The organism is Nostoc sp. JL31 (assembly GCF_017114965.1).
Taxonomy (GTDB): domain Bacteria; phylum Cyanobacteriota; class Cyanobacteriia; order Cyanobacteriales; family Nostocaceae; genus Nostoc; species Nostoc punctiforme_A.
Window position 1 is genome coordinate 24289 of sequence record NZ_JABXKO010000080.1, and the last position, 14199, is coordinate 38487.

The window sequence follows — 14199 nt, forward strand, 5'->3', positions numbered from 1 at the left end:
CTGAAAGTTGAAATAACCAATCTTCGTTCCAAATTTCACCACCTTGAAAGGGCTAGAGTTAGGAGTTTTCTTTTGTCACATTGTCTCCCCTGCTTCCCGCCCCTCTGCCTCTTCACAAAGGACGTAACTGCAACCGTCGTTCGCCATAACGTAATAGCCTTTCTATAGTTACGAGCCGATTTTCCCAAACTTTGACTTGATAGGAATTCGACTTAATTTCTTGGCTCATCAATACCCGAAATTGAGACTGGAAGCGAGTTAGAGAGGCTCTCGCTACGAGTAACTTACTAGCAGAAGGGGAAGCGGCAAGTTGATTTAAAGCACTGCGTAAAACTTCTGCCTGGTTGTTAAAATCTGAAATTTTCTGAGATGGCCTTGGTCGTTGGTCATTTTGGAAAACAAATCTCCATTCCCGTTGTAGGGCGGTGTAACGGATGGCGGCAGTTTGAAAAGGCTGACGGAGAGGAATCGGTTCACTTGTTGTAGATTGAATTCTACCTTGGGTGTTACTAAAGAGTTTTTGGAGATCGTTGCTGAAATTTTCTGCGGCAAATAGTGCATAACCACTAACTGGCAAGTCCCTTACCAACTGGAGTTGATCGAATGCCTCGATTGTTGGCAAAGAAAGTAAGCGAATTCCCGGCACCAACAAGGTAGCTCCTAATTGTTTAGAGGCAATCCAGGGTTGGGCCAGTCGTTGAAACCGAGAAGTATCGAGAGCATAAGTCATGGGAACAATTAAATCTACATCTCCCCGTCTTGCCCAAGTTTCCCAATTTTGTTGAATTTTCTGAATCCGTTCTAGTTCCGGCAAAGGAAATACTGCAACCGACAAAATTAAATTCGGTTGCTTTTGTCGCAACTGCTGTGATACTTGGGCGACAAAGCTATCAACTTGCTCGGTGCGAAATGTTGTCCACTTTTGCCACAAGTCTGTTTGGCTAGGAGAAATATTCACTGGATCTACACCAGTAAGTTGCTGAAATTGCGCTCTTGCAGCTTTCCCATAGCCATAGGTTCGACCTGCTGATGGGTCTTGAAAAGGGTAGCGAATGTAGTCTAGCTGTAGACCATCCACCTTATATTTAGTGACAATTTCCTCATACAGCTTGAGCAAGTATTGCCGCACTTCGGGGTTGGCTGGATCGAAGAATGGCTTGCTCTGACCAATGGGAATCATATTGCCTAAATTATCGTAGTTTGCCCAATCGGGATGAGCCGCCAGTACTGGCCCTGGATAATTAGGATTAAGGTTGAGAATTTCATTATGGCGTTGATTGCCAGCAGCAAAAGTCCAAACCCAAGCGTGTAATTCCATGTCTCGCTCATGGGCTAGTTTCACCGCTTCTTCCAGTGGATTCCACCCACGAATTAATGGGTTTTGCTCTTTTGCGACTTGGCTCGGATAAATTGTATAGCCAGCGTTAACAGTTTCAAAAAAGACGGTATTAATCCCAGCTTGGGCGAGGCGATCAAAAATCTGTGCCAGTCCCGCCTTACTACCAGCACGAACAATTGTCCCTCGATCTAACCAAACTGCGCGAATTTCTGGTTGAGCTAGTTTCCGATCGACAGGAAACTGTTGCCACAAACTTGTTTTAGCGGCCAGCCATTGCTGACGAGCCAAAGCGTAGTTTTTTTGAGCAATTAATTGGGGTAAATTTTTGGCAATTAGCCTTGCTTGTGCTAATGCTTGGTCTTTACTTATGGCTAGCGTCCCCAGTTTGGTTGAGGCCAATTGTGTTGGCTGTTCTTTGACAGACTGGGGGGTATTCAAATCCCTAGAAAACTGCTTCTCCTCAGATATTGTTTCGCCAACATTAGCTGCATCAGCTAACACCGCTAAATGAGCGCTTTCCACCCGACCAATCAGATTTTCTAGCTCTTGTTGGAGAGCGATCGCTTGCCTGTTATCAATCGGCTCGTTGGAGTTGGGTGCAACATCCAAACGCACCGCTTGTTCTAATTGGTCAATAGCCTCCTGAGAACTTGGGGGTTTGACCATAGGCAGCGGTCTAGGTATGGGAGCAGTGGCAGTTTTAGGAGGAGATGAGAGAGATGAACCGCCCCCCTGCCCCTCTGCTCTCCTGCCCCTCTGCTCCCCTGCCCCTCTGCCCCCCTGCACTGAGGGCACAGCCGCCACAGTTGTAGAGCAGCTTTGGGAACCTCCTGCTATTTTTTTGGTGCGATTTGATGGTGCTAGTGCTGTCAAATAGTGATTGATAGTAGTTTTTAACCAGGCATTATCCAACTCGGCTGCGGAGGCTGTATCTGTTCCCCAACGCCAGCCCAAAAAGGTAGAACGCTCAGTTGTCACTACTGCGGCCGGATGATCTTTGGAATTCCAAACAGCAGGAGATTCACTGCCCATATCATTAGGAATCACAACGCCGCCGCGCACTTTACCAAAGAGTCCAGTTTGATTTGTCCATTGTGGGATCTTGGTTTTTGCAGCTTGAATCTGTTCTGTGTCACTAAAGCTGAATCCCCAATAACCTCCCAAGAGCGATCGCAATAATTGCCGTACTCCTGGCGATGACAAACTGCCTACAGGCCCACTAGCAATCAAACGCCCTCCCTTACTCATCCATTCTTCTAGAGCGATCGCTTGAGTTGGTGTTAATGTCTCAACGTTTGGCAAAAATAATACCCGGCGATCGCCCCAATCTGCTCCACTCTTGACATCATTTAGGGAAATTACACAATATTTCACCCCTATTGTCTGTAAGCGATCGCTTATCCCTGTCCATTGATTTGCATTTTCTTGGCCATATACTACGCTCAATACGGGTTCTTCAGTCGCCGCCGTTACTGGCAAAATACTCAAAAAATTTAAAACGACAATTTCACAACTTAAAATAAATAATCTTCTAGCTTTTTTAATTTTTAAACTTATATATTTTTGGTTTTCCTGATACTTCACCAGTGACTCCTTACTTCATTATTAATTAATTTAGTTATTACTTAGAATTCATTAGTACAGAATATAGGACTCTAACTTTATTCCTAGTAAGTTTACTGAGATTCTCACCCGGATTAAGTAAAGCTAATATTTGGCTTTTCAAAAACCAAATATAATTCCTATAAGCTTTTCGTAGAAGTACTTAGTGAATTACCTTCATCAATCTAGCCTATCAAAACCAGTAAAAAATGCCAAGATGGATACTCAAATTGCCCAGGCGATTCTATAGAAATTGTTAGCTATTACATTGTGAATTTCATCCCATTGGTGACTAGCTTTTTAGAAAATTTCATGTTTACCAATTCCAATAGGTTTTTGGGTAATTACAGAGAGTTTTCACTTAAACCTAAAATAAAAAATGCCACTCTTATTCTAATTATCTGTTTTTCAGGGTTTTGTGAGTTAAAAAAGTAATACTAGTGCATCTTAAAGCCCTCACCCTAAATCCCTCTCCCAAGCTTGGGAGAGGGACTTTGAAATTGGCTCGGCTTCCGTTCTCACAATTTTGGGAGAACGGGTTGGCGGATGAAGGCAGATTTAGTATTTGTGCAATAAGTCTAATTAGTACTCTTGACGCTCGCCAGAGTTAAACTAACAATAATTTTTCACGAGCTTTTCTAGAAAATTTTAGATAGGATCAGACAATAATTTCAACAGTTGCAATTACAATCACCAAAATTTATTAACTGTAAAAGTCAATCAAGTTTATATAAGCCCACATTGATGTATAGACGCGATTTATCGCATCTAGAAAGACCAATTCTCTACACCAATAAGCATTATATGAATCATATTGATGTAAAAGTAAGCAATATTTTTATATTCAATTAAAGTTTATCAATTTTGGACTTAGCATCCAAATGTTTGGATACAAAAAAATAGTTTGAATTTAAAGGCTTGAAGTTATATCAATTGAAAAAATGTTTACGACACATAACCCCACCCCCAAAACTTTCCTTGGTAATAATAGGGGTTAGGAGTGAGATTTTGATATGCACTTCATCCACATGGGAACTACTAAAGACTAAAGAGCTAACAAAAACAGCTTAAATAATACAAGTGCTGATTAAATCTTCAACTCCTCCTACTGGTAAGATTTTTGTCTCCAGTTTGCAGGCTAGTTCTTCAATACTCATATCATCTAAAAATACCAATTCTCCATGTTTGAGCATTACATTTGGCAGTAAAATTCCGTCCCCCAAATCTTGCCCTTGTAAGTTCAATAGCAAATCATGACCCGTTAATAATCCCGTAACAGTGATCCTCTGTCCCCAATAATCACTACATAAAGCACGCATATTTACTTTTAATCCCTCAACAGAATTTAACCTTTCCAAGATAGGTTTAAAAGCGTTTTCTACTGCGTTGCCTACTACCCAAGTTAATGTCCTCTGAGGATAAACTTTTGGCGGTAGTAATTCTGTTGCAGCGGCTGCAAATTGCTTGATAAACAACTGAATTGAACCAACACCATTATCAATTTGGGGATACTCTTCATATTCAGATTCGCTCGGTAATTCTTCACCAGCAATTAAAAACCACTCATCAGCTAACCAAGCGACGTTAGAGGAAAACTTTTTGCGAAATTGTTGCGAGAGTATTCGCACTTGAGAAATCACTTCTTTCGCTTTTTCTCTGGTTACGGGTATGAGTTCGTCTTCTGGAGGCCGAAACCTTGTCAATCCCACTGGCACAACTGCCACCGACGCCACCGTAGGTACTTCACCAGTATGAAAGGATGCTAAATCTTTTAGGGTTTGCTCCAGGTGTTCACCATCATTTATACCCGGACAAACAACCACTTGAGCATGAATTTGTAGCCGTCTTTGTTGAAACCACTTGAGTTGTTGCAAGATTTGCCCCGCACGGGGATTTTTCAGCAGTCTAATTCTAACTTCCGGCTCCGTGGCATGAACAGAAACATACAACGGAGACAAGCGCATTTGTTCAATCCGCTGCCATTCTCTTTCTGGCAAATTGGTCAGGGTAAGATAAGAGCCGTACAAAAAGCTTAGGCGGTAATCGTCGTCTTTAAAGTACAAGCTGGTGCGCTTACCTGGTGGCTGTTGGTCGATAAAGCAAAATGGACAGCGGTTATTGCACTGAATTAAGCCATCAAATAGGGCAGTTTCAAATTCTAGCCCCAAGTCTTGGTCGTAATCTTTTTCGATTTCCAGGCTATAAGTTTTACCAGTAGCGTCTAAAACTTCTAATTCTAAGACTTCATCAGCACACAAAAACTGATAATCAATTAAATCGCGGGGACGTGTACCATTGATTGCAACGATCGCATCCCCAGCTTCAAAACCAATCTCTGCGGCTATTGAGTCTGGAAGAACCTTGGTAATTCGGGCAGGATGAATGGTAGTCATGGGGAATGGGGCATTGGGAATTGGGGATTGGGCATTGGGCATTATAGCGTTTCTCAGTTGAGTCTAATACAGACCTAACCCCCAGCCCTTCCCTACTAGCGTTGGGGAGTAAAATTCAAAGCCTCTCTCCTTGTAGGAGAGAGGTTTGGAGTGAGGTTAGATTGTATTACATACAAACGAGCAGTCGCTATAGTCATTTGCTTTGGACAAATGACAAATGACAAATGACTAATGACTATTATCCTTTCCAACCTGCTGCGATCGCTAGTAAGATAACACTACCGAAGGCTAATCTATACCATACGAAAATCAAAGTATTTTTGGTTGCTAAGTATTTGATCAAAAATGCAATTGATAGGTAGGAAAAAATAAAGGTTGAAATAATTCCTACAATTAACAGTCCAACAATGTTATCTGGCAACTGGTGTTCTTGAAACAACTTGAAGATTTTTAGGCTTTTATACAGCGTAGCAATGGTAAGAGTTGGAAACCCTAACAAAAATGAGAATTTTGCTGCTGTATCGCGTTCTAATCCTAAAAATAAGGCAGTTGTCAACGTCGAGCCAGAACGAGAAACGCCCGGAATCAAAGCAAGTGTTTGTCCCAATCCAACCAAAATACCATCCCGAATCTGCAATGACTCAAAACCTCGCTTACGAGTGCCAATTTTTTCTGCCAAAGCTAGTATAAGTGCCATGATAATTGACATAATGCCAATAATTAATGCACTTTCAGGTAAAACATCTTTCAAAAGGAAGCCAAAAATTAAAGCGGGCAGTGTTCCGACTGCAATACCGACAAGAATCTTCCATTCTTCACGTTGCCAGTCTTTAGTTTTTAATGCTTCGACCCCACCTTTGACAATACTATAAATCAGTGACCAAAAATACCCTACAATTGCTATAACACTGCCAAATTGAATTGCATCAACAAAATCTTTAGAACCTAGTTCTTTCCAACCAAATAGCTTGGTAAAAATCAGAAGATGTGCAGTACTACTGATTGGTAAAAACTCTGTAATACCTTGAACAATACCTAAAATAAAAGCTTGAATAAACTCCATATACAATTAATACCTTTTCGTGTTCTAGAGATCGTGATGAACATTTTTTAGCTGATGATGTTGCTTTATATACTTTCTATTGCACCCAATCTTGTAGAAAATTCAATTTTACCGATCGATAACATCATCGAAGACGCTGACTATGTTCTTACACCCACCTCAATAAGTCAACGCAATTTGAGAAATTCATCAAACTTTAATATTTAGCGGACTAATACCATCTCACTTTTTAACTATTAGATTTTACCCTCACCTCTGTGTAGTCCCCCATTTACAAGGAACTACAGAACAGTTGTGTAAATAGTCCAACTTGAATGGATTCGTCAGGTGCAGAATGTTTTGTTTGGTTTGCGCCAGTCCTAGTGGAATTTTCAGTATAATTACAATGCCCCAGGGGGGGATTTGAAAATGTGATATCTTAAAGAAGATAAAGTTTAGTAACAAATATTAAAAACTTTGATTAATAATACACTGTCCTCCTACAGCGCTTCTACCCCTTCTATTGATACCGAATTGGATTTAGCTGATACTGGACAGAATGGTATCAGACAATTGGAATCTACACTTTCCTTTTCTCCCTCTCTACCCTTATCTACTTCTGCCCGACAAACTTGGTTAGTGTTTGCGGCGGCAGTGTTTTTGGTAACAGTCCCAGTATTTATAGAAGCGCCAATAGTGCGAGCGCTACCAAGCCTGAGTCTAGCCCTGACAGGATTTTGGGTGTGGCTCAGTTTTGCCTTAATGTCACGTCCTGCAACTTACGTCTGGGGGGATTTGCTCTTGGGGTTTAGCTGGAGTTGGTTAGCAGGAGCGATTTACTGGGGTTGGTTACGTTGGGAACCTTTATGGCATCTGCCGGTGGAATTTATCGGCTTACCGTTTGCTTGCTGGTGTCTGGCGAAGAATTGGGGCAAGGTAGGTAACTGGTTTTATTTAGGTTCTTTACTCGGTACAGTTTTAACAGATGTATATTTTTATATAGTAGACTTAATGCCCTATTGGCGGCAAATCATGAGAGTAGATGCAGATTTAGTACCGCAAATCTTACAAAATGCTCTCATGCAAGTACAAGCACCTTGGGGACAAACTTGGGCGATACTTTTCGCCGCAGTGCTACTAACAGTAGGAATTTCAGCTTTAAGTCGAAATCAAAGACACTGGTATGCCTTTGGTGGAGCCGTTTTGAGTACAATTTTAGTAGACAGCCTATTTTTGTTAGCTGCGATCGCAGCGTGAAGAAGGGAGGTGACACTTATCTTCCAATAAGCGTGTAGGCTTCTCTTACTGAAACTTTTCCCAGCCCAATCTACGGCACATCAAAAATGATGCTATAGATGATTAATTAGTTAAGAAATATTACATAAAAATCCATCAGCATCAAGTCTTTTTTGGTAAGGTTTTCGATCTTAGAAATCGTACAGTTTGGTGTCTGCTTGGGAGGTAGAATCAGCCACCCTGAAAAGATTTCGTCTAGCTGGGAATGCTGCGGGGATCGTCAATGCAAAGCGATTGCAGCGATGTAGTTACTCTTTCCACGATGAAAATTTTTGGCAAAAGTATAGTCAAACCCAGTAACGGTAAATATTGTGGATATTAATACGCTGTATATTAGTTTCTGATGACTGCTGTGTTGACTAAGCTATCAGCTTTTGTCCTTTGTCCTTTGTCCTTTGTCCTTCGTCCTTGGCGCTCTCACGTAGAGGCATTAGCGGCTTCCCGCAGGGTATGACTAATACTTCGGCTTCTCTTCGAGACGCTACGCGAACGCTCAGTACAAGTGACTAATGACTAATGACTAATAACTGTTGTTAGCTTAAAACTTTTATTTCTGTTTGATGGAAAGAGGTAGAAAAATCGTGAAAGGATTGGCGCGTTTATTAACAGTGTTTAGTTTGTTACTTAGTTGCTGGGGATGGTTGGGAACAACTCAGATAGCCCAAGCTGCTAGTTTCAACAGTTTTGCTTTTCCCCAAGTCCCAGTTCTGGCAATTGAGCGGCAGAATCGGGCAGACGCTAAACTAGGAACGGAATTTGGTAAAAAAATTGATTTGAATAATACCAACGTCCGAGCTTTTCAACAGTTTCCAGGGCTTTATCCCACCCTGGCTAAGAAAATCATCACCAATGCTCCTTACCAAAAGGTAGAGGATGTATTGGATCTTGCCGGATTGAGCGATCGCCAAAAACAAACCCTGCAAGCCAACCTCGATAAATTCACCGTGACGGAATTAGAGCCTGCCTTCAATGAAGGAGACGATCGCTTTAACAACGGTATCTACAGATAACTGAATTGCAGTTAATGTAGCAAATAGCAGCCCACTCCTAATTCTAGGGAGTGGGATTCTTCTATTAGAGATAAGGGGGGATGAGGGAGATAAGGAGGATGAGGGAGACAAGGAGGACGAAGTAAAATTTCTTCCTTGTCTCCCCCTGCTTCCTGCTCCCTGCCCCCTGCCCCCTGCCCCCTCTCCCCTCACCATTACCTTGTCTCAGATAGATATTCCCAGCCAATTTGATGTCTTAGTAGTCGGCGCTGGTGCCGCTGGACTATACACAGCGCTGTGTCTGCCAGAATCCTTGCGAGTCGGTTTGATTACCAAAGAAACCGTTGCTTTATCCGCCAGTGATTGGGCACAAGGTGGCATTGCCGCAGCGATCGCCCCAGAAGATTCTCCCACGCTGCACATTGAAGATACGATCCAGGCGGGTGCCGGTTTATGCGATCGCACTGCTGTTGAATTTCTCGCCCAACACGCCCCTAGCTGTATTCAATCCCTAGTTAACTTGGGGGTAGCTTTTGACCGTCATGGTCAAGCCTTAGCTTTAACTTTGGAAGCCGCCCATTCTCGCCGCCGTGTTCTCCATGCTGCGGACACCACAGGGAGGGAAGTTACCACCACCCTCACCGCCCAAGTATTACGTCGCCAAAATATTCAAGTCATTCAGCAAGCTTTGGCTTTGAGTTTGTGGATTGAACCCGAAACTGGTTGCTGTCAAGGAATTAGCCTGTTTTATCAAGGTAAAATCACCTGGGTAAGAGCTGGTGCTGTGGTACTGGCAACCGGCGGTGGCGGTCAGGTATTTGCCCAAACCACTAATCCGGCTGTGAGTACCGGTGATGGGGTAGCGATCGCAGCTCGTGCTGGGGCTATCCTCCGCGATTTAGAATTTGTCCAATTTCACCCTACCGCCCTCACTAAACCTGGTGCCGATCGCTTCCTAATCAGCGAAGCTGTACGCGGCGAGGGGGCACATCTTATCGATAATGAAGGGCGACGTTTTGCCTTTGATTACCACCCTGCGGGTGAACTTGCACCTAGAGATGTCGTCAGTAGAGCAATTTTCAGCCATTTACAACGTACCGCTATTGATTTGGCTACTGCCCATGTGTGGTTGGATATGCGCCCCATCCCCGCCGACAAGATTCGTCACCGCTTTCCCAATATCATCAAAGTTTGTCAACATTGGGGCGTTGATGTCTTCCACGAACCAATTCCTGTAGCGCCAGCCGCCCATTACTGGATGGGTGGAATTGTTGCGGATCTGATGAATCGCACAAATATCCCCGGTTTGTACGCAGTAGGTGAAACCGCTAGTACGGGTGTGCATGGGGCCAATCGCCTTGCTAGTAATTCTCTGTTGGAATGTATTGTGTTTGGGGCCCAAATGGCTAATATTAAGTTAGAAAATATTGGGCTGTCCTCAGAAATACCAGTGCTACCATTACGGAAATTTAATCCCGATCCTAGTGAGTGGCACATCCAACAAACACAGCTAGAAGCACTCAGGGAGAAGTTACCGCGTCTAGTATGGAAAAGTGCTGGTATTTGTCGGGAGCAATCAAGGCTAGAAACTGCGATCGCTACTATTGAATCTTGGCAGCAAGATTTCGCTGCCTTGCCTTTAAGTCAATTCTTGCTCGCTTTACGTCCAGTAGAACCCGCTAGTTTTGACCTACCAGATGTTGAACGGCAATTGGGACTTTGGGCAGAAACCCGAAATTTATTAGATGTAGCTGATTTAATTCTCAAAAGTGCTGCTTTTAGAACCGAAAGCCGAGGCGGACACTTCCGTTTAGATTATCCTCAACCAGACTCAAATTGGCAAGTCCACACACTTATACAAACAAATCACTGGTGGAAATCTCCACTATTGTCTTGAATCAACGACCTTAAACAGCCTGACGGTTTTCGCAACCCTAAGCACAACATCTTGAAATGAGCTGCCAAGTAAAAGACGTGGTGTCCAAGACGGTAACTACCTCATTTTGCTGCTCTACCACAATCTAAAATTCAAAATTGCCATCACCGGGTACCGCTACCATTATGACTGTCGGGACCACCATAATTTGGTGGAATGTATATGTCTTGTAAATTTTGAGAATTGACCTTGCGGGCGATTAAGGTGTTACTGCTAGTAGGTCCAAAAGAATTAGCACTTGCAGTACTGAATATACCTGTGCAAGCGGCAATTTTTGGGATCAATATATAAGCACCTATGCAGAATATCATAAACTTTGTGATTCGGAAGTTAGTCTTCATATCTTTCAGTAAAATTACTAGTTTTTTATCTTAAAGAGTATTTTTTGTTTGCTTACGTATATTTACTGTGCTTTTTGAAAAAAGTGTTTTAACTTTATGAAATATATTGCTGGTAATGTACAAATTATTGTGGTATTCGCTTGTCGAGTAAGCTTAAGCTGCCGATATTAAATAGTCTTTATACTTAAGTGGTATTCTTAATAAGCGGTTTTTACATCAGTCTCAGGTTAGATATGTCAATGGTTTACTGCAAGTATTTTGCTTAATTCACTATTTATTAATAATATCTTAATACTCTTAAGTGTAAATACTATGTTTGCTGAATTGAGAGTTCAGAAAAACATGAAAGAATACTTATTTGATTGTATAGTTTAAATTTAATGAGTAAAGATATATAAAGATAAAACAACATATTGATCGTATTAAAAGGATTTTTAAAGCTATCAAACAGCGTAATAAGCGAATAAGTACAAGTATAATTTTTAATGTAAGTAAATTTACATTAAAAATTTATTTTCTTAATTATCTCTGATGACTAATTGCTTTCTGACATCAATTATGAGGTTTAGTATTAAAGGCAAAAAGCCTTGATAGATATACATCTTAGCTAAAAATTTACCTCGCAGTATATACGCGATATTTTTTCAAAACAGTGTCTTAGACGTGTCTCCAGTCTAAAATCCTAATTTGAAGGTAAAAATTGTGACTAAAGTGAAAAAATCTGAAGACTTGACTCTTAACTAATTAAGCAAACTCGTAGCGATTTTTACCCAGGCGCTTGGCACGATACATTGCTGTATCAGCTTGTTTCATCAAAGTTTCACTGTCTTGACTGTTATATGGGTAAACACTAATGCCAATACTGGCAGAGACTCGAATTGTATAGCCGTCCAAAACAATTGGCTTGGTAATACTGCTTAAAATTTTTTCGGCGACTTTAGCAGCTATTTGAACATTAGGAATTGCCCGTAAAATCACAGTAAATTCATCGCCACCCAAACGAGAAACTGTATCACTAGCGCGTAAAGAGTTGCTGAGTCTTTCAGCGATAGTCATTAGCAAGCGATCGCCCGTCTCGTGTCCCAAAGTATCATTGACTTGCTTAAAGCCATCTAGATCAATAAACAGCAGCCCCAGCAACAAGTTGTTGTGTTGTGCCCAATGTAAGGACTCGTAAAGTTGCTCGGCAAAAAATTTGCGATTGGATAAACCGGTGAGAGGGTCGTGATACGCTAAATAACGTAAGTGGTCTTCTTTGAGTTTTAGTTCATTGTTAGAGCGGAATAGTTCAGCAGCAGTACGCTTCAGCTGTTCTTCCATCAGCTTGCGCTGAGTAATATCTCGGATGACACCAACTAAAAAGAAATTGCCAGCTGAGTCTTTGTGAAGCGATCGCTTAGTGGCAATTTGGTGAGTCTGTCCATCGGCATTTGTAAATTCTTCTTCATGTTCTTGGGCTTGCTGAGTCCGAAAAACCAGATCGTCCTGTTGTCGAAACACATCAGCTTCATGTTTTGGGAAAAAGTCATAGTCTGACTTTTCAATTAATAACTTATTCGGATAACCGATAAATCGACAATACGCCTCATTTAAAACAATCCACTGGTGTTGTTCATTTTTCACAAAAATTGGATCGGGGATCGTGTTGATAACGTGATGCAAAAATTCTTTGGAACGTTTCCACTCTTCCTGTATGTGAGCAATATGACTAGTCATCCAAATAGCTGAAGTACCAAAGCAAACCAGTGAGGGAATGAGTGGTATCCACCAACCGTACAAGAAAGCCAGGTATGCACTCACGGTCAATACAAAGCAAGAAACTAGGATACAGAAGAGACTCCTAGTTGCGTGTCGTATCCGCCATATCGTCACGGCTCCCAAATAAGACCAAACAAAAACCCACAAGTATTCTACCAAGTCAGGCCAAACTTTGAGTAATGGTCTTCCATCAACAGCAGCAGAGATTAACTCACTAATAAAATAAGCCTGCAATTGAATACCAGGTACAGGCTTTGCCGTACTCATGACACTGCTGGAGTAGGGAATAAATACAAAATCTTGGAGACTGGGTGCAGTGGAGCCAATAAGTATAATCCGATCTTTGATTAAGTTTGCTTTGACTTTATCTGCCAGTACATCTCTCATCGAGACTTGGCGAAAACTACAAAATTCTCCAGACGAACTTTGACATTTGGGTTTGGGAAAATTGCTCAAAATTTGGTAGCCTCTAGCATCAGCTCCCACATAAGCACCATCATTAGCCTCAAAACGAGTAAATGCTGCCTTACCCAATTGCAAATACTCAGGGTTGCTTTTCGCTTTGGTGGGAGTAATTCCCTTTGACTTTAAATACAATAAAGCCAACTTCAGGGCAAAACTTTCGTGTGCTTCAGTTTTAACGTGCCAATACAACAAACTACGACGTACTTTACCATCAAGATCGTACAGCACGTTATTAAAGCCCACTTGATCCCGATTTAGCCCCAATGGAGGCGAAACACTAACGTTTTTGTTTTTGTCATTTGCTAATAGTTCAATACCAATTAAGTTGGGTATTGACTTATAAACATTACGCAGTTCTTGATTACCAGGCTCTACTGGTAAATTTCTGTAGATATCTAAGCCAATCGCACGGGGTTTGTGGGCATTTAATTTTTGCAATAACAGGGCAATCTTCGCATCTGGAATTGGCCACGAACGTACTTCGTTTAAATAGGTCTCATCAATCACTACGATCGTAATCCGGTCTTCTGACGGTTCATTTGGACGTAAGCGAAAAAATTGATCCAAAGCCGCCAACTCCAAAGATTGCAATAATCCGATGGAGTGCAAAAGCAGGACGCAGACTGCAACGCTGGCCGCAGTAATCAATTCTCTGTGTCCTCGACTAAGCGATTGTTTCAGTCCAAAGATTAACTTCACAAAACGCTTGCCTAGCTGCTGATTCATTGCCATTACCTAGTAGGCAGAAATATTCTCTATTTCCTATAGCGATTAACTATCGGACTAAATTACATCCCAAGGTGGCTCTCAAGTGTTATAAAAATAAATTAAAATATACATCTTTTAAAGTAAATGTATTTATCTAATTTCCTTTAGCTTAAGTGTTTGCAGAACGAAATGCCGCAGGAAAATTAATAATTGGGCATTGGATAAGACCTATTATCTGTTACCAAAAACAAAAAAGCCAACTGGAAACAGATTTTACTGTACTCATCCAGTTGACTATGGGGTGTGAACTACTGAAGGTCAGTGTAGGTA

The 14199-nt window shown here is 41.6% G+C and carries 7 protein-coding genes; 3 read left to right on the forward strand and 4 right to left on the reverse strand.

Annotation, left to right across the window (positions count from 1 at the left end; translation table 11 throughout):
* Positions 1–112: 112 nt before the first annotated feature.
* From HWQ43_RS18525 to HWQ43_RS18535, 3 genes are all read right to left on the reverse strand, one after another.
* A complete protein-coding gene (locus tag HWQ43_RS18525) occupies positions 113–2926 on the reverse strand; it encodes a family 10 glycosylhydrolase (protein WP_292736823.1) in 2814 nt (937 codons plus the stop codon).
* Between the two features lie 1082 nt (positions 2927–4008).
* Positions 4009–5334, reverse strand: coding sequence for a TIGR03279 family radical SAM protein (locus HWQ43_RS18530; RefSeq protein WP_292736825.1), 1326 nt, complete (start codon positions 5332–5334; stop codon positions 4009–4011).
* Positions 5335–5572: 238 nt separating this feature from the next.
* On the reverse strand, positions 5573–6397 hold the full coding sequence (locus HWQ43_RS18535) for an undecaprenyl-diphosphate phosphatase (protein WP_292736742.1): 825 nt from the start codon (positions 6395–6397) through the stop codon (positions 5573–5575).
* Positions 6398–6853: 456 nt separating this feature from the next.
* On the opposite strand from HWQ43_RS18535, the gene HWQ43_RS18540 reads away from it, so the two are divergent.
* The 3 genes from HWQ43_RS18540 to nadB all read left to right on the forward strand — a co-directional run bounded on the left by HWQ43_RS18540 (position 6854) and on the right by nadB (position 10558).
* Positions 6854–7633, forward strand: a complete 780-nt coding sequence (locus tag HWQ43_RS18540) for a DUF3120 domain-containing protein (protein WP_292736744.1) — start codon at positions 6854–6856, stop codon at positions 7631–7633.
* A 620-nt stretch (positions 7634–8253) separates the two neighbouring features.
* Positions 8254–8682 (forward strand): photosystem II complex extrinsic protein PsbU, encoded by a 429-nt coding sequence (gene psbU, locus HWQ43_RS18545; protein ID WP_292736746.1) that lies wholly within the window; start codon positions 8254–8256, stop codon positions 8680–8682.
* Positions 8683–8881: 199 nt separating this feature from the next.
* The gene (gene nadB, locus HWQ43_RS18550) at positions 8882–10558 is read left to right on the forward strand and encodes an L-aspartate oxidase (RefSeq protein ID WP_292736748.1); all 1677 of its coding nucleotides are present in this window, start codon (positions 8882–8884) and stop codon (positions 10556–10558) included.
* Between the two features lie 1124 nt (positions 10559–11682).
* Here the strand turns inward: nadB and HWQ43_RS18555 are convergent.
* Positions 11683–13887, reverse strand: coding sequence for a CHASE2 domain-containing protein (locus tag HWQ43_RS18555; protein WP_292736750.1), 2205 nt, complete (start codon positions 13885–13887; stop codon positions 11683–11685).
* Between the last annotated feature and the right edge of the window lie 312 nt (positions 13888–14199).

Excerpts from the sequence above, each read along its gene's own strand:
- HWQ43_RS18555 (WP_292736750.1), bottom strand. The coding sequence starts at position 13,887 with ATGAATCAGCAGCTAGGCAAGCGTTTTGTGAAGTTAATCTTTGGACTG.
- HWQ43_RS18530 (WP_292736825.1), bottom strand. The coding sequence starts at position 5,334 with ATGACTACCATTCATCCTGCCCGAATTACCAAGGTTCTTCCAGACTCA.
- HWQ43_RS18535 (WP_292736742.1), bottom strand. The coding sequence starts at position 6,397 with ATGGAGTTTATTCAAGCTTTTATTTTAGGTATTGTTCAAGGTATTACA.